Raw genomic sequence first — 18891 nt, 5'->3', positions numbered from 1 at the left:
TCCGGGTACACAGGCTCCTCGCCGGTCGGCGACGTGGGGATGAAGGGTGGCTCCAGCGGCTCTGTTGGCTCAGGCGTGTAGTCCATAATCGGGGGCACTACGACAGGCTCAGGGGCACTGGTCATCAGGACCACCTTCCGTTGGTGATGTCGGTCGCCACTTCGGCGTCATACGTGTTGATCTCCGTGCGGACGATGTCCGTGATTTCGCGGTCACCGACGAAGACCCGCACATCGGCGTGGACCTCCGTCGTCCCCCCACCCTTGGCGGAGGCGAGCGTCGACCACTGGCTGTCGGTGAAGACGGGCTCCGGGCGCCCCGTGCCGTTGGCGACGAGGGAGAGGCCAGGCGGGAGGTAACCGCCGTCGTCGTACCAATGAGGGCTGCGGCTGAGCCACTTTGAGTAGGCGGCCGACGGAGAGCCGTAGTCCGGTCTGCCCTTGATGTAGCCGAGGCCCCAGCGGATCTGCGTCTTGTAATTCGTCCGCCAGTCTGCGCCGGCCGACGCCATCTTCGACGCCGGGAGAGCCTGCGGGATGCCGTAGGCGCCAGAGGAGGGGTTTTCGGCGTTCCAGCGCCACCCGCTCTCGCCCTGCCACAGGGACTTCAGTGGAGCGAATTGCGAGGCACCCCAGCCGTAGTTGCCCAGGATCGACTTCGCGTACTGCTGCGCTGCGCCGACAGCCTGAGCGCTGTTGCCACCCGACAGGTACTTCATCGGGTCGACGGCCTTGCCGTTCAGCCGCGCCTCCAGGTGGAGGTGAGGGCCGGTGACGTTGCCCGTCGCGCCGACGTCGCCGATACGGCTGCCGCCGTTGACGCTCTTCGGGACCGTCGTGCGCAGCTTGGACATGTGCGCGTAGAGAGACTGGAGGCCCCCGCCGTGATCAATGATCACGTGCTTGCCGTAGGGACCGCCCGACGTCGCCAGACTCACGCGCCCGTTGGCAACGGCCTTGATCGGTGTCCCGGTCGCTGCGGGGAAGTCGAGGCCAGTGTGATAGCCGCTGGACCACATCGAACCGGGGACGCCGAACTTGGTGCCGATGTTGGCGTTCACGGGCTTCTGCCAGACGCCTCCCCATCCCCCGGTTTCGGAGGTCAGGGACGCCACGGCTTCGACTAGCTTGTCCTTCAGACCGCCCACCATCTTGCCGGGAATCCGGCCGATGACCTTACCCATCTTCGAGTCACCGACACCGTCAGCGACCTTGGAGAGGATCGGCTTCGTCAGGGTGTTCCAGATCTTCGACGGGTGAACCATGAGGTCCGCAGCCGTCTTGCCCCAGTCGATCGCACCGCCGATGACGTCGGAGAACGTGTCCTTCGTCCAGTCCCACGCGCCGCCGACAAGCCCGCCGTCCTTAAACCGCGGGATTTCGCCCGTTTCGTTCATCCGAGCAAGGTTGTCGAATCCAATCTTCCGCGCGGAATCACGCTTGATGACGAATTCGTCGGCCATGAGAAGAGCGGGAATAGAGTCCTTGCCGGGAATTCCGCCGCTCGTCCTCCCGCCCTCGGCAAGGAGCCTAGGAGCCTTCGGGAGCGGGTCCATTCCCACGTACTTGGATACGCCATCGAAGAGCTTCTTAATGCCCTTCGTGTAGACCCACTCGATGATGAAGTTCACCGGCTTCTTCGCGATATCCGCGACCTTCTGCCAGTGCTTCCCGATCGCGTCCTTGCCAGATCTGAAGGCATCCGCTACGAAGTCGACGCCTTCCATGATCTTATCGAATACCGGCTTGAGGCCCTTCCGCCATAGCCACGTCGCGATGTCGGATATGTTCTCCAGAGGCGGCTTCACGCCCTTTTCGTAAAGCCACTTGAACACGTCACCGACGGCTCCGAGAATGTCCATGACGTAACCGAAGTAGGTGGCGACGATGTTTTCCCACCACCACACGATCAGGTCTCCGATGAACCCGAAGATGGGAGACCATACCTTCTCCCACAGCCACGTCAGCACGTCACCGACAGTCGTGAATATGTCGATCACGTAGCCGATGTAGCGGAGGACGATGTTTTCCCACCACCACACGATCAGCTCACCGATGAATCCGTACACCGGGGAAAAGACCTTTTCCCAGAGCCACCAGATCACTTCGCCCACTTGGGTCCAGTAGGCAATCATGAACCCGATGTAGGGCGCTAGGATGTAGTCCCAGACCCAGGCGAATACCTCTCCGACCTGCGTCCAGTAGGCAATCATGAACCCGATGTAGGGCTTCAGAATTGTGTCCCAAAGCCACACCACAATGCCGCCGAACCAGACGAAGAATGGCTGTAGGTAGTTCTTCCAGACGTCGACGCTGGTGTTTTTTATCCAAGTCCACGCCGTGATTACCGCCTCACGGAACCAATCCCAGTGATCCCACGCGTACTTGACCGCAAGGGCTAGTGCGACGAGGCCCATGATCACGGCGCCGATCGGGTTCATGGACATCGCGAGTGACCAGAGCTTCGTCGCGACATATAGGCCGTAAATGGCGATGACTGCTTCGGGAGCGTTCTTTGCTATCCAGCTAACTCCTTCCGCCAGATATCCGAAGATCTCCAGGAGGAATCTCGACGCCGGCTCCAGCGCTTTGGCTACGTCGAAGACAGACCGAAAGATGTTGCCGAGAGTCTCGGACACCATCGGCCCCGTTCTCCGGACGTAGTCGAGGAACCCTTCGAACTCCGGCGAGCCGCGGAGACCGGTACCCCAGTCAGCGAAGCTTCCCGTTATGGACTGCATCCGCCTGGAGATACCGTCCATGTGCGGGAGGAAGGCGTCGACAACGCCGGCCATACCCTTGAAGACGTTACCAAACGAGACTCCGAGACCCTCGATAGCGGGTTCGGCGCTGTCCGTCACGCCCTGCTTGAAACGCTGCCAGAAAGGACGCTTCAGATCCGCGCTCGCGCGGTCCATAAGGGACTGGACGGCGTCGGCGGAATTCTGGACGAGCGGCGTCAGGCCGGGCAGGGAGTTCGTCGCCCCGTCGACCATCTGCGTGAAGAGGGGGAGGACATCAGGCTGAAGAGATGTCGACCATGCCTTGAAAGCCCCAATGAGTCCCTGTGGACCGGCAAGGGAGTCGTACAGTTCCCTCTGTGCCGGCGTCATCCCCGCGAGTGCCTCACGGTACTCGTCAGCCTTTGTGACCGCCTGCGCCGTGGCGTCCACGGCCGACAGGCGGGCAGATTCGACGCCCCGTTCTGCGGTCTCGATAGACTCCGCAGCCTGGGTCTGTGTCTGGGCAGCACCATCGACGGCGTCCGCGAGTGCCCGCTGAGCGTCGGCAACGGACTGCGCAGCGTCGACCTGTGCCTGTGCGGCGCCACGCTGGGCGTCGGCGACGGCTTGCGTCTGGTCTACGACGTTCTGCTGAGCGTCAGCGAGCTGCCGGGCCGCGTCAGTGACGGCCTCGTCGCCATCGACACCTGCCGCCTTCGCGGCAGCAGCATCCTTCTGGAGCTGCGCGTAGTCCTTGCGTTGATCCTTTGCCGACTGGGCGGCCTGGTCGTACGCGAGCTGCGCCCGCTCCATCTCCAGCTCAGTCGCGCCGCCGGCGTCGTAGGAGGCACGGACTTCCGCGAGTTCCTGCTCCGCCTCCTTCAGCCGGAGAGCGGCCTCACGCTCGTCGAGCTTCCCGCGCTCCAACTCATCGTTCAGATCGGCGAGTTCCTGAGCCGCGTCACGACGGGCCTTCGTGAGTTCTTCCTCCGCCCGCTGCGCCTGGCGCTTGGCGTCGGAGAGGGAGCGCTCTGCGCGCTCGACAGCCTCCGCGGCCTGGCGTCGCTGCTCCATGGCACGGGCGGCAGCCTGGCCAAGGGCACGTTCTGCGTCCTCGATCTGTCGGTTGGCCTGAGCGATGGACCGGGAGGCGCTGCGGTGAGCAGCGGCTAGTGACTGCTGCGCGCTCTCCATCTGGAGGGCTTGCTGAGCCGCGCGCTTCGATGCGGCAGCGCTGTTGTCTGTTGCACGGGCGGCCTCGTCCTCCGCAGCAGACTTCGCCTGAATGGCCTCCGTGACGCCCTTGATGGCGGGAATGGCCACGAGGGCGAGGGAGCCTACGCCCGCAGCCGCCACGGTGGCGGCCGACGCAATGGCTCCGATACCTGCGGCAGCGATGGGAATGACCGGGAGGGCCATCACGCCGCCGATGGCAACGGATAGCGCCAGGAGCGAAGCCATAGCCGGCGCCGTGTTGGCACGGACCTGGACGTTGACGTCGTCCCGGTCCACATCGTTGATCTGGCGCTGAATCAGTGCCAACTCTGCGCGCGCCGTCGCGATGTCCGCCCGCACCTGGACATTCGGGGAGCGGCTGCCGAGCGCGGCTAGCTGCGCGTCGATGGACTGTATCTCCGCAGCCGCCCGGGCCACGTCGACATCAACGCCGATCCGCTTCCCGCTCAACGACTCCATACGGGCGCGCACACGTGCAAGGTCGGCGTCGAAGCCGGTCGTCGACAGGCGGACGTCGGGGCGCGGGAGGGACCGGAAGGCCACCTCAAGGCGGTTCCTGAATGCCCTCCCGAAGGCGCCCGCGTTGTCATCGCCAGCCCGGGTGGCGGCGGGTCGTGCCGTGCGCCCGCCGCGGGTGATGGCGGTCGGGATCGCGATTTGGATGTTGTCTGACAGGGCGTCGCCGAAGATCCGCCCTGCTTCCTCCCCCACCCGGTCGGCGGCGGGAAGAGCCATCTGCCGGAGCTTCTCGTGGAAGCGCGGGGCGATGGGGACGACGTCGACGGCGGCTGTCCCGACGATGTCCAGATTCGGCACTACGCCTCCTTAGGCGGCTGGTTCCTCAGCCGCGGGTCAAGGGCGCGGCGCTGCGACTCATCGAGCCGTCGGTATGTCTGCTTGCGCTTCGGAGGGATACCGGGGCGCGGGGTTGGCTCGAAGGCCGGCGGCTTGTTGCCGTTGACGGCTATGAGCGTGTGGCGCAGGAGCCGGATCTCGTCCATCACGCGGGCGAGGAGAGTCTCCGTGCCACTCCACGGGGCTAGGTCGGGACGACTCTCGACGGTGCTCTTCTCCATCTCCTCCGCGGGGATGGCGTTCCGGATAGCCGTTTTCGTGGCACTCTCCGGCGGCAGGTGCTCGATCAGCACCCGCAGCCGGCGCAGCGACATACGGCCCCGGTGGACGTCGAGGACGTCAGCGTCGTAGTAGCGGAGCAGGTCCGCCTCTACCGCTTCCGCGTGGTCCGCGAGGATCGCGCACGTGCGGTGGACTTTCCCACCGGCTCACCGACGGCCTCCGCGGCGTCGCTGACGAACTGGAAGATCTCACCGAAGGTGGCGTCCAGGTCGATGAACGTCTCCACATCGTCCTCGTGCAGGACCCCGGCCGCCCAAGTCTCGAAGTCGGATCCGCGCAGAGCCCTCATGTGCGACGGGCGCCAGTGGAGCTGACTCTTCACGCGCAGTTCAACGCCAGCGAGCGTGGCAGTGCCGTACTCCTCCGTAGCCTCGATCTCCTGCGCCTCAGCGGGGGTGGTGGTCTCAGACATGCGCGGGTCTGCCTCTCAGGTTTGTGTGGGGTGCGCGGGTCAGGTCCGTGAGTCGATTCACGGACGTCAGGAGCGGGGCCCGGACCCGCGCAGATACGGGCCCCGCTAGTCACTTACGGTGCGGCAGGGAAGAAGCTGGACACATCAATGTCCGCGTAGTCGATCGACCGGGTCACAGCCGCAGACGTCGCGCCCTTGTAGAAGCGGAAGGTCATCTGGACGTTCATGACGTCTTCGGTCTGAGGCTGCTCGTCGCCCCGCTCAACCACCTTGCCGTTCGGCATGTAGAAGCGCATGCGCTTGTCACCGTCAACGGTGTCGAAGACGTACGCGTACCTCAAGTCGTTCGGCTTGTCGGGGAAGGCGTACGAGGTGACACCGTCCGTCGGCGCGAGATCTTCGATCGGGACGTTGTCGTACAGGCTCCGGACGACGGGGTTGAGACCCTCCAGGAAGGTGACCTGAAGGCTCTTCGTCGAGCGGGTCATCAGGGTCCGGATTGGCTCCAGGGAGCCAGCCGCGTTGACGTCCTGGCTCTCCTCCTCGATGGTGAACGTGCCGCCGTCGGTGGCGACCCACCCAAGGTTCACCCACGGAGCCGCAGGATCGGCGAAAGCCGTCGGGCTTGCGGTGTTGATGGGCGCCAGGTGGACAAGGTAGTCGGTGGCGCCGAAGGTCAGATCGGCATTGCGGGTATCCGCCATGTGCCCTCCAGGGCATGCGAGAGACCCGCGCGCCGGCGTACGGGGCGGGTCGGTGTGTCAGTGGTCTAGGCGGCCCGGTAGCTCACGCTGTAGGTGGCTCCGCGCCTGTGGATCGCCTCGTTCGCCCACGGTTGCCGCGAGGGACCGGCGGTACACCGCACGGAGCGGATGACTGCGCCGTTCACAGGGCCGCGGAGTGCGATCAGTGCAGCGCTCAGGGTGTTGGACAGGGCTCGCGCCTGGTCAGCCGTGGAGGCGAAGACGTCGACCGCCACCGTTGGGTGTGTGGTGAACGGTCCGTCGGGCCCGCTGATCCGCTCGACGCGGATGAACGGGAGCTTCTTCTCCAGGTCAGCCGGAGTGGCAGCGCCTGCGCGGGCACCCGTCGCCGCCTCCGCCCACGGGTTGAGGACGGCCTCGATGTCAGGCACCGTGGGCCGCCTTCATGGTGTCCATGGCGCGCTGAAGGACCGCGTACCTAGGCACTCGTCCGTCCCCCTTCTCGACTCGCCACGCGTGTGGGGCGGTATTGATGAGCCGTGCGCCGGCGCGCGACCGGGGCTTGCCCTTGAAGGGCACGTTCTTGAACAGCGGACGCACCTCGAAAGAGTGCTGGTACAGACCCGGGTGCGTGTCCTCCTCCGGGTCACCCACAGGGGACGTCGACTCCGCAATGTGCATCATCTGCACGGCAGCATCGCGACACTTTCGCTGTACGCCGGGCTTCACGAAAAGCCGGCCGATACCGGAGTACCGGCCGGTGTACTTCGAGCGGTAGTCGGCCATCAGCCGGTCACCTCCTTCAGAGCCACTTCCAGATGAGCCAGCGACGTCGCGGACAGTTGGTTGGGTCGACCGACGACCTCCCACCGCTCTCCGTTGGTCCGGACGACGACATCAGCGGCGCGGACATCAGTGCCGAGCGGGGCGAAGAGAACGCGCCTGGTCTCGACGGTCATCGACGCGTCATGTGTCTCCGACGAGGAACCCACCGTCACGCCGTACGGTGGGATGACGGCGCAGAAGCCGACGTCAACGCGCGTTGGCGGTCCGGGCACCTCCGCGCCCGTGGAGTCTCGTATCGGCTCCCCGGGGCGCTCAATGGTGATCGTCTCGGAGAAGATCTGCGCGAAGAGGCTCATAGCGCCCTCCAGACACGGGCGGACGGTGCGCAGTCGTCTGGGGCGATGTTCAGAGACGAGGCGCCGAAGGCCATACCGACGGCCCGTCGGAGCCGCTTCCGCTCGTCCTCCGAGAGCATGACGCCGGTTTCGGAGTCGGCGTAAGACTGCAACATGCCGCCCGCCTGCTCGGACCGGAGTCCGCCGGGGTTGGTCAGCACGCGAGCCGCGACCATGAGAGCGACCGACTTCACCCCGCGCTGAGGCGGGTCCGTCAGCCGCTCTCCTACCTCACCGTAGAACGCGTCTGCGGTGAGGTCGTGGGCGAGCGTGTACTCGTCCGCCGTGAGGGGCCGCTTCAGGAGCGTGCGGAGTTCGGCCTCACTGAACAGAGTCACGTGGAGCCGCCTTCCGCCGTGGCGCAGCGCGCTTCGCAGCGGGCTTCGCCGTGGAGGCGGAGTGCGAAACGTTTGACGCTTCCGGGGCCTCCGCCCACGCCTTCGGGTTGGTGATGAGCGCCTGCGCCCACTCGGGGACCTCGTCCGCGGGGCCGAACACGTGGGTCACGCCCGACCCGTCCGTTACGTGGACGAAGGTACGTAGGGTTGCCATGCGTGAGTGCCTCGCGTTCTAGGTCAGAGGACGTCAGCGACGAACGTCAGGTCAGGGGCTGCAACGACAGGGAGGGCGATAGCGGTCGCTCGGGTCCACACGGTCTGTGGGTCCTCGCTCTTGTAACCACCGACAGCTACGCCGGCGCCGTCGCCCTGGAGGCCGTAGCGCGGGTCGTTCGCCTCGACGGGGACACCCCACAGGGTCTTACCCGCGGCATCACCCTGCGGAGGGAGGAACAGGAGCTTGTCCTCCGGAGTGACGCGGGTCGGGGAACCCCCGACGGACACCTTGGCGTCATAGATCTCGATGGGCGGGATGTCGTACTCACCGAGGACCGCGTTCAGGCCCTCTCGGGTCAGTACGCCCGGTGCACCGTTCTGCCCAGCGAACGCCAGGCTGATGATCTGGGTGTTCTTCCGCAGCGCGTTGTAGACCTTGCGCGACATGAGCATCGTCGCCGGCAGAGTGCCGTTCGTGTCGTTGTAGACCTCCAGCCACGCCTGAAGCTGGTCGTAGGCCGGAGCCGCGACGTCGGTCCACAGAGTCGAGGCCGTCACGGAGTGAGTGGGCGACCGACCGAAGTCCACGGACGCCTGGACGCCGTTCTCGTCCAGGTTGACGGACCCGTTGAACAGAGCCTCACCCCGGGCGAGTTCGAGGCGGGCCGCGATGGCGTTGACGAGCTTGACCGCATCCGACTCCATCGCGTCGCGGATCTCCGCGTTCTGCGTGTCGACGTTCCGCATGCGGATCTGTTCGTACTCGCCAACCGGCATCTTCCGCGAGATGGGCGGCAGTTCGCCGCTCACCCGCGCCCCGCCGGACCGGGTACCGATGTCCGACTCAGCGTCGTACGCCCGGAAGACAGCCGCCTCCGTCAGGCCGCCACCGCCCCGGTTGAACCGGAAGGTCAGGTCGTTGATGGTCTCGTTCGGGAGCCACCGGTTCAGGTTGAGCGTGTTCTCCTCGCGAAACCGGAGTGCCTCACGGGCGTAACCGGTGAGTTCCGCAGGAGTCGCGTACTCAGTGATGAGCTGCATGTATCAGGGCCTCTCAGACGAAGATGATGCGGCCGGCGACGTCGGTCTTTCCGGCAGCGTCGACGGCGACAGGTAGCTTCGCCTCCCGGATGAAGCAGTGGATGAGCATCGAGCCGACGACGGAGGTGGAAGCCACCTGTCGGGCGTCAACGTCCTGCGCGGTGAAGAGGAATCCCACGAGTGCCTCTCGGCCATCGGTCGCAGCGCCGTCGTAGGGGCCGTACTGACCAGAGGCGGTCACCTTGCCCAGCGGAATGCCCGACTTGATGTAGCCGTCCGGGTAGTGGGTCGCCTGCGTGAACTTGCTGACGTCGAGCGTCACAGAGACCGGCGCGTCGGTGCCGTGCGCGGACCCCAGCCAATCCCGGCGGTCCTGGGTGAAAGACTCAACCTTGAGGTTGAGGTCCATGTGTCCTCCAAGAGGTAGTGGTTACTTGCCGTGCTTCTGCCGGAAGCGCTCAGCGCCCGTCGAGACGCCGCCGGAGTTGCCGACGTCGCCGCCCCGGTTACCGCCGGAGCGCGGGGGCGGAGTTGTACCGCCCTGGCCGTTGCCGGCCGAGCCAAACAGCTCCTTCAGCGCGTCGGCGTCGGCCTCCAGCTCCTCCTTCGTGGAGCCCTGGAGGCGGGCCGCCTGGGCGGGCGTGAGGCCCTTCTCTGCGGCGACTTCGAGGACGAGCGCCTTGCGCTGCGCTGCCTCCGCGGCTGCCTTCGCGGTCGCTGCCTCCGCGGCTGCCTCGTCTCGCTCCTTCTGGAGCCGCTCCGTCTCGCTCAGCTCCGCAGCCTTGCGGGTGTTCAGCTCCGCCTCAGCGGCCCGCAGGCGCTCCAGCTCCGCAGTGTCAGGGGCCGACTTCGCAACCGCTTCGTGCTTGCGGGCGTGGTGCTTCCAGTAGGCGACCTGGTGTTCCGGCGTCATGTCGGCCGTCGGAGTGTTGTCCGGGTAGCCGTGCTCGTTGACCTGCGGAGCGCCGCCTCCTCCCCCGCCGGGGTTGGCCGGATCGTCCTCGTAGAGGGTCCACGGCTCGTGGGCCAGAGTCAGGAGGGCGCGATGGCGCGCGGTAGTACGTCGAGGCATGGTGGTGTCCCCTGTCGGGAGTCGTCAGCCCATGGCGGGCGTCAGGTCGGGATGCGGATGTCGTCGGGGCCGGTGAAGCGCTGGCCGGCGAAACCGAGCACGGGACCAATCTCTCCGTGCTCGTTAGTGACGAGGATCTTGCGGTAGTCGACGGCGCGGCCTCCGCGGTCGGAGGTGCCGAGTGCGGCCTCTACGGCGTCGTGGATCTGCTCTAGCTTCGCCTCGTCGATGATCTGGCCCGGGTCGTAGTCGGCGGTGACCGTCTTCACGATGCAGTCGCACCCGGGATGGATCGGCGCCAAGTCTGCTTTGTGATACCGCTGCGTCGACGCGACGATGCAGAGGGCGCAGTCGTACTCTCCGTACAGCTCTCGAACGGTGTACTTGATCTTCGACAGGCTGTAGGAGACCTTCCGAACCGTGTGCGTGCGGGCAAGCTGGAGATCAGTCTTGAGGATGGTCTCCAGGCGATGTCCACCCTGGCCCAACGCGTCATCAAATGAGGCTCGGTTGGAGAGCGCCGTCCACACCTGTTTGAAAGGACGCTCGTAGACGTCGACCGGGTCCACGCCCCGGAGCGCCATCCCCGTCACCTCGTCGAGGTCCAGGGAGACGCGCGGGGCACGGGGCTCCACGTCGCGGTAGAGCTGCTCCAGGTAGGACGCTGTCAGGTTGGCTATCTGGCGCTCGCCGGCCAGGACCACGGGGAGGGCCTGGCGCTGGAAGCGCCGGACATCGGCGTCACGCCAGGTGCCCAGCCCTGAGAAGGACCGGCCGACTCGCCCCAGGACGTTCGTCCAGATGCTCCGAACCATGGAGCCATACCGCTGGTCAAGCCGTGATAGCGTCATCGTCCAGCTCCTCTCGACCGATCACGGGACGCTGGTCACGCGCCGCGCGAGCGTCGTCGAGGGAGATGGGCTGCTGAGCCGTCGGGTCCGTGGCTGTCTGCGCGTTGAGGGCGTCGGCCGCCCGGTCGATCTCCATGCGGGAGATCTGGCCCGGGGTATAACCCATATCCTCCATGCGCTGACGCCACGGGACGCCGGCTGTCGACTTCTTCACGGCAGCGTCGGCAAGCTCTGCGATGCTGCGGGACTCCGGATCGCGCCAGATAGTCTCAGCGGTGTACGTCGTGGCCTTCGCCTCGTCGCCCAGGACGCGAAAGGCAAGTCGCATGGTCTGCTCCCAGGACTCACCGAAGCTGCGCTGACGGTCACGAACCTTGCTTATCAGGCCCGTTTCTGCGGCCTTCAGGGCGTCGCCAGAGACGTTGACCACGGCGCCGATCAGGTAGTGCGGAGGCGTCCGGGAGATAGCGGCGAGATCCTGTACAGCCGCCTGTACGGCTGCGACGTAGGGCTTCAGGTCAGTTGCGGCGAACTCGCCGAACTTGACCTCTGCGTCGTCCGTCGTCCAGAGCCGGCGAATGTCGAGCTGGAAGGGCTCAATGGGCTTGCCAGTGACGGGATCTTCCCCGACCTCCAGGCCCGCGGCCCAACGTTGCCGGAACGCGCCGTACTTCATGGCAGCCATGAGGTTGATCAGACTGAGGTTGATCCGGTTCTGAATGCTGAGGACGTCCTCGTGTTCCGCGAACCCCGTCAGCCGACGGTTCCGCCGGTTGATGAAGGGGACGAGCGGGACCATGCCCAGGTCGTTTGGTCGTGAGCCATCGTCGGCGTCAGGGAGGACAAGAGCGTCCCAGCCGCGGAGTTCGGCGGCGTGCCCGGAGAACTGGACGAGGTCCGTCTCCGAGATGAAGTCAACGATCTGCTCCGGAGTCCACAGCGTGGCCCGGGTGTTGCCGGTCCAGTCGTCACGCCAGAGCTTCAAACCTGCGGCCAACTTCCGTCGGCTGCCCTGGACGTGCTCCACGGCCACCTGGCGGGGCGTCTCGTGCGTGATGACCGGGCGCCCGTCGTCGCCCCGCTCGACGAGCGTGAAGGCCCGCCGCTGGCTCAGAGCGCCGTAATGGACAAGGTCCGCATCCGCGTCGAGGCTGTTCTCCTGCCAGATGCGGTTGGCCTCAGTGTCCGCCTTACGGGCGTCTTCGCTGTCGTCGTCCGGGTCGCCGAAACGGAAACCGTCAACGTGCATGCGCTCAGACGGGGAGTCCAAGACGAGGGCCGTCCAGTTGGTGCGCGCGTCCTTCATCCACTCGCGAGCCTCCCGTGGATCGACGCCCAGGACGTGCGGAATGGGCGGGCGCCCTTCCGCGTAATCGCGCAGGGTGTCGAGCCCAGGTGTCCTCTCGCCGTCGGTGTCGACGGTGTCCTCTCGCTCCTCCAGGAGCTTCTTACCGAGACGCTGGAGCCACCACCCGGGAGACTCCACCGTCGACGCATCGACAGGCACTTACGGACCTCCCTCAGAAGGCGATTAGGCGACCGGACTTCTTCTTACGTTTGGTGATGCCTGCGGCCACGGCGTCAGCGCGGCATTCATAGGCGAGGACCGCCGCCATCGCGGCGTCAATCTTCTTCGGGCTCTTTGGGTGTTCCTTGCCGATGCCCATGTGGTTGCGGCCCATCGGCCGGCGCTTGGCATTGAGAACGTGGCGGGTGAGCGTGGCGCCCAGCTTGGCCCACCTCGATTCGTCGTCATCCGCTTTAGCGGTGCCAGCGAAGGAAAGAGCCTTATCGTCGACGGCCTCAACGAATCGATCGAGAGCGTGCTCCATGGCCGTGGGGCGGTTAGTCCACCACTCCAGTGGGCGGGCCTGCGTGGCGCTTAGCTGGAGCTGCTCGCCGTACTCCGATGTCCACTTGTCCACGTAGTCCTGCCAGTGCGGCGGATCGCAGTAGAAGCCGACGACGTCGTACACGTCGAAAGCACGGGCAACGGCGTTGTCGACGCCTTCGCGGTCGACCTGCCAGCCTTCCCCCTCCGGTCCTTCTGGCTTTTCCCAGCAGCCGAGGAGTTGTACGTGACCGTCGGACACGCGGACTGCGCAGAGGGCTGACGCATCGTCTCGGATGGAACCATCGAAGCCCAAGGTGACCAGGTCACCGGGCTGAAGCGCCTCCGGCCGACGGCATATCTCCCACGCGTCCGGGTCCATCCACGCATCACTGCTGGAGGTCCGGGAGTTAAGGAAGTAGCGCTTACCATCGGCACTGTCGTTACGCAGGTCGTAGAAATCATCGACGAGCGTCTCCAGGTCCATCCACTCCATGGCGTCGCCGTAGGAGTCAATGAGAGCCGCGCGGAGTTCATCCTCGTTCTTCAGGTTCTTGCAGACGCCGTAACGGTGGTCGTAGAGGAGTCGAGCGCGACCGCGCTTCTTCTTCCCCTCGCGGATCGCTTCCGCTTCCTCGTAGGTGCGTTCAGCAACGGAGTCTTGCCCCGGGGCGAACATCGTCGTGGTTTCGAGGTACCACGTGCCGGCGCCCTTCTTCCTCTTACGGAGGTTTCGAGTCACCGTCGCGTACATCCGGCGCAGTTCAGGGGTGTTGTACAGGTGGGTTTCGTCGAAGCAAACCCAAGTTTCCTTGCCGCCGTCCTTCGAGGAGCTGGAGGCAGTTGACGGGGTGATTTCTCCGCCGTCGGGAAGGTTGATCTTGGTAAGGCCCGGGTCGACGCCCGGGATTTGACTCAGCGGCGACGCCTCGTCGGTCAGGTTGAAGTAGATGGTGTCGTAGACGTTGCCGGTCTGGCCCTCCTCCGTCGCCATGATGCGGAGGTACGGAACGCGGACCGGGCGGCCCATCGGCTCTCCAGCTACATACTCGTAGCGAAAGCCAAGCCCCCATGGGTCTTCGTAGATCTCCCCGCCCTCAGCCCAACCGTCGAAGCGGCAAGGGCCGAACGCCTCGAAGAGGCCGATGCGTGCGCCTAGTCCGGACTTGTCGCAGCCCTTCGGGCGGGAGAAGAAGGCGGAGTCATAGCGCAAGCGTCCTTCGTCGTCGACCGCGTAGCAGTCCATGACGAATCCGCCGTACTCGTCGCCGTGACTTACCGGCTCGCCCTGGACGTCGCCAGGGCCATGTACGACGAAGTACTCCATCCAATACAGCGCGAGAAGCCCAAGGGACTTCTTACGGTCGTGACCGGGGGCGCGCACGGTGACGTGCGGCACGCGGTCTCCTAGCCTGTGAGACGCGCTCTGCGCGAGTTGATGTCGGTTACCCCGTCGGGGCGCTGTACGGCCTTCTGAGGGCCTGCGGAGGGCTGGTCGACCTTGAGCTTCAGACGGGCCCTGTCCTCCGGCGTAGCGCCGAACTTGGCCGCTCTGAGGCGTACTTCAGAGGCGAACTCCCATCGGCCCTTGGCCCACATCGTGTGGTGCATCAGGGCGGTGTCGATGAGGAAGTCCCAGTCGGTATCAACGAAGGTCTGCGCCATGGGCGAGGTGCGCCAGGACTCCCACCACGCCTGAGTACGTGGGTGCCACTCGACGACTTCGCCAGTGTCTTCATTGACGCCCAGGACGCCGTCAGGGAGTTCGGGGCCACGCAGTTCGTCGTCAGGGGTGAGGGTCGTCTCCGGCTCCGTGGCGTTGCGCCTGCGTCGCTTGGACGGATCCTTGGGTGCGGGTCCGCGGCCGGCCATCAAGCCACCTCGTCGTAGGTGCGCGCGAAGATGTCGGGCTTACACGGGTAGAATTCACCGTCGACGCCGCAGATGATGAAGTCCCCCGCGTCGGCACGCATGACGCCCTCAAGCGTCGAGATAAGGACGTGTGGCTTCAGGAACGTGCCACCCACCGACCCTCCACACCAGTCCGCGATGCGTCGACCGGTGTTCCCGTCCACGCTGCCGAGGAGCTGACGGGCTTCGATTTCAACGGGCTTCTTACGGAAGCGCGGCATGAAGGTACCTCCCGGGTACGGACGGCAGAGCCGCCCATGTCAGGGAGCTAGCGAGCCGTCAGCTTGGAAACCACCGCGGAGAGGTCCGCGAGGATAGACGGGGAAGAGCCATGCCGGCGCCCCGTCATTGCGATGTAGCGGCCGGTCCCGTAGATCTCCACGGCCGTGCCGTCGGGGCGTCGGATGCGCCGTCCCTGTCGGACGTAGGCGCGGCCCCAGATGTGCAGACCATCGCCGGACGGGGACACCTCTACGTAGGTGGCGCCCGCGTCGCGGAGGATGGCGGAGGCCCACGAGGCGAGTTGCCCGGTGAGCGGGTTCAGGCAGTGGTCCAGGTCGAGACACATAACGTCGTCATCGTCAGAGAGGACGAAGCCCAGACCGACGCCGGCCGACGAAGCAGCGGCGTCCTTGTAAGTGCTCCAGGTCCGCGGGTCCGTCGAGGAGGCAGCCATGCCGGCCGACGTCAGCGGGACCTTCTTCGCGTCGCGTCGGACCCACCTGTCGCGGGTCGTCAGCTCTCGCGGAGTCGCGTCGTTCTTCGCCGCGCGGTGCGCAGCAACACGGCAACGGGTGGAGCAAAAGCGTGCGCGGTGCGAGTGCCTCGCGCCTAGGTGCTCCGGGCACCACTCGCATTTCCGTGTGTTCATGGGGCCCATTCTAGTGCGGCCGGTAACGGTAAAACAAGGTCTGACCAGGGAGTTCATAGACCACCCTGTGCGCGGATCGCTGTACGCCCGTCTGCCGTTTCGGGGGTCAGATCACCCCGGAGAGCCGGCGTTCGGCCCTCCACGGGGCGCCTGTGGACGCCTCGCCCACATCCCCCAGACCCGTACAGACCGCGACGCCCAGCACCTAGACGGTCTCCAAGACCGCCCAGAGGGGATCACCCCCCTGGGGTGGGGCTGATGATCTTCGCTGCGAAGCCAGCGCGGGGCTCTCGACGGGCGCCGTCGGCGTGTTCGCCGCGGATCTCCAGCCGGCTTGGGACGAGCGTAATCGTCACCGTCGTACAACGTCGTTCAGTTCCAACGCTGATTTTCGGTGCTCTCGCAAGCCGACCAACATCAACACCGTTGATGCTCACGCGCGTGATGCTCACTCCATCCTCGCCCGTGTCGTCGGCCTCCTCCAGCACCACATGGGCACCGCTCATGTGGCTACTCCTCCAGGGCAGGGTGGATGGTGGGCGGCCGTGCCATGCGCACGCGCGTACGGGCGGCTGCTGTGCCGCCTTCCTGTGCGCTCTTGTGTGCGTGGCACCATGCGCACAGTGCCCTCAGATTGGCCATGCTGTGGTCGTCACCGGGCTCTATGTGGTCCACCTGGTTGGCAGGCCAGCCGCATACGCGCCCGTCAGAGAACACCTCTGTGCACACGCCCTTGTCCCTGCGCAGCACGCGCCTGCGCAGTGTGGGCCAATTGCTTGGAAGGCGGGCCCTGCGTGTGCTGCCTTGCCAGGCCACTACTTCGGCACATCCTCTAGCCACCCACGCACGCTCGTCGGGATGCGGTAGATAGCCACTGCGTAACCGAAGGCACCGCCACTGACGCCGATGGTCTCCCGCCAGGAGTCGCCCACAGGGCCAATCCCGAAGCAGGCCGTGGCCATCCTGTAGAACGTGACCTCTACGCCCAGTGCCCACGCCAGAGTGACCAGCAGGGCGACGCAAGAAAGCGCCACCAGGGCCATAACCATTCATCCTCCTGCTCCTGCCCCGTGCCTTACGCTGTGGGCTCTGTGTGGCCAGGGAGGGCCACCGACTCATGGGGGGGATGCGCTATGCGCGCGTACATCAGGCGGGCCCTTGTGCCGGCCGTCGCCATATCCGCCGTCCTGCTGACGGGGTGCTCGTCAGAGGGCGACTCGACGGACGCCGCTCCGAAACAAGAGCCGGCGTCGGAGGTGCCGATCGATCCGGCGGACTTGCCGGAGAAATCGCCGTCCTCGTCCTCCCCGGAGGCCCCTGTCGTCAAGGCTGGGGAGACGAAGGAATTCGGAGTCGGCGAGACCGACGAGTACGGCGAGAACTACAAGGTGACGACGAAGATGGCCGTGACCGTCGAAGAGGCGAAGTACGTGACGCCGGCTGAGGTCGGCACGACCAACGAGCCAGAGCGAGGTCAGTTCGTCCGCCTCACGCTCACGCTGAAGAATGTCGGTGACGCGCCAGCAGAGATCATGCTCTACGGCATGATGCAGTGGGAGGACGCGGACACAGCCGCTCAGGATGCCTCCACGCTGGAAGGCGTCGGCGAAGGTCCGGAGCTGGATACGACCTACAAGCCTGGCCAGTCCGTCACGGGGACGATCGTGCTCGACGTCGGCGCCAAGGGCGGAACAGTGAGCTACGTCGGGACGGAAGACCCGCAGGCAAAGGCTGCGTTCGTGGTGGAACTGCCTACGTCGTAAACGCACGCGAGCCCCTGTCACCGGAATTGACAGGGGCTCGCGTATGTCACACGCGGACTGGTGTGATCTCCAGTTCCGCGCTGTCGACGTCGATCAGGAGCTTCCCGCCGTACTCGGACACGGCGAACGGGCCGAAAAGCTGACGCTCACCGACTGCCAGCGTTTCCGTCCGAGGTGTGACCGCCTGGCCGTCGATGGTGCGGGAGATCCTGAAGGTCACCGTGCGGGACACCGTGGTCCCCGTGTTCTCCACGATGACGCCAGTCCGGCCATCGTTGTCGACGTAGTGGTTGTTCACCGGGTCGCCGGCCGTCGAGGTGAGTGCGACGCCAGAACGGGCCGCCTTGATCACTGGTACTGCTACGCGTGGCACGTGGCCTCCGATTGTTGAGGGGGTCCGGCAGGCTGTGCCGTCTGCTCTGCCTCCGGCGGAGCCCTGTGACCGGGCTGTCCGGTCGCCGAATGAGTCGGAACGGCAGGGATCGAACCTGCGCTCTCCCGCTCCCAAAGCGGGCGCCATGCCACTTGGCTACGTTCCGCGAGTACCGCACGAGGGACTCGAACCCCCAACCTCCTGGACCTGAACCAGGCGCCTCTACCAAGTTGGGCCAGTGCGGTGTGTGCTGCCCGGGTCCCGTCGTCGAACAGCCGCTCCCGCCCGGCAGCCGTCTAACGCAGGGCGCTGGGAGCTACTTACTTCGGGGCGCGCACAATCGCGCACGGGACGCCCCTTGCTCCCCGCCCTGGATTCGAACCAGGACTGCCCACTCCAGAGGCGGGCGTGCTGCCGGTTACACCAGCGGGGACACGTCCGGACCGTGAGGCCCGGGTGTTGGCCGTCGCGGACATCGCCCACGGCCTCTGCGCGCGGCAGGTAGCCCCGTTGCCGGGACCTCACGCGACAGCGGGCAGAGTATTCGGTCTCTTGCTTCACTCGCCCCTCTGCCATGGGGACGCGCTTCCGACCGGACTCGAACCGGCGGCCCTCCGCTCGACAGGCGGACGCTCTGACCAACTGAGCTACGGAAGCATCGGGGCGGCACGTCGCCACGGACCGCCCCTGAGGTTACGCCCGGCGTCCCGCAGGAGAGCTGACGATAGCCGCGGGGGCCGGCGGAAGTTCGGCGTACTGAGTGCGTCAGGGACTCAGCCGCCCGGCGTCCTCATCGCCGTCGTGGTCGCGCCCGGAGTCGAACCAGGATTACCCCTCAGCACGCACGTGCCTACACGGGCGGCTTGCCATTAGCTGAAACGACCGTCGGACGACGCGTTGCACTTGCCCGGAGGTGGCCCGGTCCGATCGTAGTGACGCTCGTCGTCCTCCCCCTTGTCCGTCAGAGGCTCTACCCGAGAGTGCCCGGGTCGCTTGAGTCGACGGGAAACCTAGGACGGCCGGGGCCGCTGCAACCGCGCGTCAACCCGGAGGAGAGTGCGGGGAGCGCAGGAGCGGCGCCGGCCGTCAGGGAGGGGAGCGGGCCGCGCGCTACTCGTCGCGGTCGCCTCGTCCTCCCCTCCTACTACTGTTATGTCGTAAGTGTGACGCGTTGAAGATCTTGGTCGACCGTGGTCAGACCGTGGTCGAAAATGCAAACTAACCCCTACTTT

At 65.9% G+C, this 18891-nt stretch carries 21 protein-coding genes and 4 tRNA genes; 1 reads left to right on the top strand and 24 read right to left on the bottom strand.

Going from position 1 to position 18891, the window contains the following annotated elements:
- Positions 1–124: 124 nt before the first annotated feature.
- The 19 genes from J7I94_RS19090 to J7I94_RS38440 form a co-directional block, all read right to left on the bottom strand.
- On the bottom strand, positions 125–4774 hold the full coding sequence (locus tag J7I94_RS19090; RefSeq protein ID WP_215168342.1) for a peptidoglycan DD-metalloendopeptidase family protein: 4650 nt from the start codon (positions 4772–4774) through the stop codon (positions 125–127).
- Complete coding sequence (locus tag J7I94_RS19085; protein WP_215168341.1) at positions 4774–5127, bottom strand: hypothetical protein; 354 nt, start codon at positions 5125–5127, stop codon at positions 4774–4776. Before J7I94_RS19085 ends, J7I94_RS19090 begins: the two co-directional genes overlap by 1 nt.
- A 56-nt stretch (positions 5128–5183) precedes the next feature.
- A complete protein-coding gene (locus J7I94_RS19080; protein ID WP_215168340.1) occupies positions 5184–5507 on the bottom strand; it encodes a hypothetical protein in 324 nt (107 codons plus the stop codon).
- Positions 5508–5620: 113 nt separating this feature from the next.
- Entirely contained in the window at positions 5621–6211 is a 591-nt protein-coding gene (locus J7I94_RS19075; protein ID WP_215168339.1) for a phage tail protein, read from the bottom strand.
- A 65-nt stretch (positions 6212–6276) separates the two neighbouring features.
- Complete coding sequence (locus tag J7I94_RS19070; RefSeq protein ID WP_215168338.1) at positions 6277–6642, bottom strand: hypothetical protein; 366 nt, start codon at positions 6640–6642, stop codon at positions 6277–6279.
- Entirely contained in the window at positions 6635–6997 is a 363-nt protein-coding gene (locus J7I94_RS19065) for a hypothetical protein (protein WP_215168337.1), read from the bottom strand. Before J7I94_RS19065 ends, J7I94_RS19070 begins: the two co-directional genes overlap by 8 nt.
- Entirely contained in the window at positions 6997–7353 is a 357-nt protein-coding gene (locus J7I94_RS19060) for a hypothetical protein (RefSeq protein ID WP_215168336.1), read from the bottom strand. Before J7I94_RS19060 ends, J7I94_RS19065 begins: the two co-directional genes overlap by 1 nt.
- On the bottom strand, positions 7350–7730 hold the full coding sequence (locus J7I94_RS19055; RefSeq protein ID WP_215168335.1) for a hypothetical protein: 381 nt from the start codon (positions 7728–7730) through the stop codon (positions 7350–7352). The genes J7I94_RS19060 and J7I94_RS19055 overlap by 4 nt, the downstream gene beginning before the upstream one ends.
- A 237-nt stretch (positions 7731–7967) precedes the next feature.
- A complete protein-coding gene (locus J7I94_RS19050; protein ID WP_215168334.1) occupies positions 7968–8987 on the bottom strand; it encodes a major capsid protein in 1020 nt (339 codons plus the stop codon).
- A gap of 13 nt (positions 8988–9000) precedes the next feature.
- Positions 9001–9396 carry a head decoration protein gene (locus J7I94_RS19045; protein WP_215168333.1) on the bottom strand — a complete coding sequence of 132 codons (396 nt, stop codon included), beginning with the start codon at positions 9394–9396 and terminating at the stop codon, positions 9001–9003.
- A 21-nt stretch (positions 9397–9417) separates the two neighbouring features.
- Complete coding sequence (locus J7I94_RS19040) at positions 9418–10059, bottom strand: DUF4355 domain-containing protein (protein ID WP_215168332.1); 642 nt, start codon at positions 10057–10059, stop codon at positions 9418–9420.
- 41 nt (positions 10060–10100) lie between these two features.
- Positions 10101–10910, bottom strand: coding sequence for a hypothetical protein (locus tag J7I94_RS19035; protein ID WP_215168331.1), 810 nt, complete (start codon positions 10908–10910; stop codon positions 10101–10103).
- Complete coding sequence (locus tag J7I94_RS19030; protein ID WP_215168330.1) at positions 10891–12417, bottom strand: phage portal protein; 1527 nt, start codon at positions 12415–12417, stop codon at positions 10891–10893. The genes J7I94_RS19035 and J7I94_RS19030 overlap by 20 nt, the downstream gene beginning before the upstream one ends.
- A 13-nt stretch (positions 12418–12430) precedes the next feature.
- Positions 12431–14140: a terminase gene (locus tag J7I94_RS19025; RefSeq protein WP_215168329.1), complete on the bottom strand. Its 1710-nt coding sequence runs from the start codon at positions 14138–14140 to the stop codon at positions 12431–12433.
- An 8-nt stretch (positions 14141–14148) separates the two neighbouring features.
- Positions 14149–14613, bottom strand: coding sequence for a hypothetical protein (locus J7I94_RS19020; protein ID WP_251075385.1), 465 nt, complete (start codon positions 14611–14613; stop codon positions 14149–14151).
- Positions 14613–14873 carry a hypothetical protein gene (locus J7I94_RS19015; protein ID WP_215168328.1) on the bottom strand — a complete coding sequence of 87 codons (261 nt, stop codon included), beginning with the start codon at positions 14871–14873 and terminating at the stop codon, positions 14613–14615. The genes J7I94_RS19020 and J7I94_RS19015 overlap by 1 nt, the downstream gene beginning before the upstream one ends.
- 47 nt (positions 14874–14920) lie before the next feature.
- Positions 14921–15523: a bifunctional DNA primase/polymerase gene (locus J7I94_RS19010; protein WP_215168327.1), complete on the bottom strand. Its 603-nt coding sequence runs from the start codon at positions 15521–15523 to the stop codon at positions 14921–14923.
- A gap of 236 nt (positions 15524–15759) precedes the next feature.
- Positions 15760–16029: a hypothetical protein gene (locus tag J7I94_RS19005; RefSeq protein WP_215168326.1), complete on the bottom strand. Its 270-nt coding sequence runs from the start codon at positions 16027–16029 to the stop codon at positions 15760–15762.
- A gap of 4 nt (positions 16030–16033) precedes the next feature.
- The gene (locus J7I94_RS38440) at positions 16034–16576 is read right to left on the bottom strand and encodes an HNH endonuclease (RefSeq protein WP_251075384.1); all 543 of its coding nucleotides are present in this window, start codon (positions 16574–16576) and stop codon (positions 16034–16036) included.
- Between the two features lie 80 nt (positions 16577–16656).
- Here J7I94_RS38440 and J7I94_RS18995 point away from each other — a divergent pair, with 80 nt between their 5' ends.
- Positions 16657–17286 carry a DUF4352 domain-containing protein gene (locus J7I94_RS18995; protein WP_215168324.1) on the top strand — a complete coding sequence of 210 codons (630 nt, stop codon included), beginning with the start codon at positions 16657–16659 and terminating at the stop codon, positions 17284–17286.
- 46 nt (positions 17287–17332) lie between these two features.
- Here the strand turns inward: J7I94_RS18995 and J7I94_RS18990 are convergent, their stop codons facing one another.
- The 5 genes from J7I94_RS18990 to J7I94_RS18970 all read right to left on the bottom strand — a co-directional run bounded on the left by J7I94_RS18990 (position 17333) and on the right by J7I94_RS18970 (position 18316).
- Positions 17333–17638, bottom strand: a complete 306-nt coding sequence (locus tag J7I94_RS18990; RefSeq protein WP_215168323.1) for a hypothetical protein — start codon at positions 17636–17638, stop codon at positions 17333–17335.
- A gap of 115 nt (positions 17639–17753) precedes the next feature.
- Positions 17754–17825, bottom strand: a tRNA-Pro gene (locus J7I94_RS18985).
- Between the two features lie 4 nt (positions 17826–17829).
- Positions 17830–17904, bottom strand: a tRNA-Leu gene (locus J7I94_RS18980).
- Positions 17905–18020: 116 nt separating this feature from the next.
- Positions 18021–18092, bottom strand: a tRNA-Gln gene (locus J7I94_RS18975).
- Positions 18093–18242: 150 nt separating this feature from the next.
- Positions 18243–18316 (bottom strand) — tRNA-Asp (locus J7I94_RS18970).
- Positions 18317–18891: the final 575 nt, after the last annotated feature.

It is taken from the genome of Streptomyces sp. ISL-12, assembly GCF_018614415.1.
In the GTDB taxonomy this organism is placed as follows: Bacteria; Actinomycetota; Actinomycetes; order Streptomycetales; family Streptomycetaceae; genus Streptomyces.
Note: the sequence above shows the minus strand (reverse complement) of the source record. Positions and strands in the feature narration are given on the sequence as shown.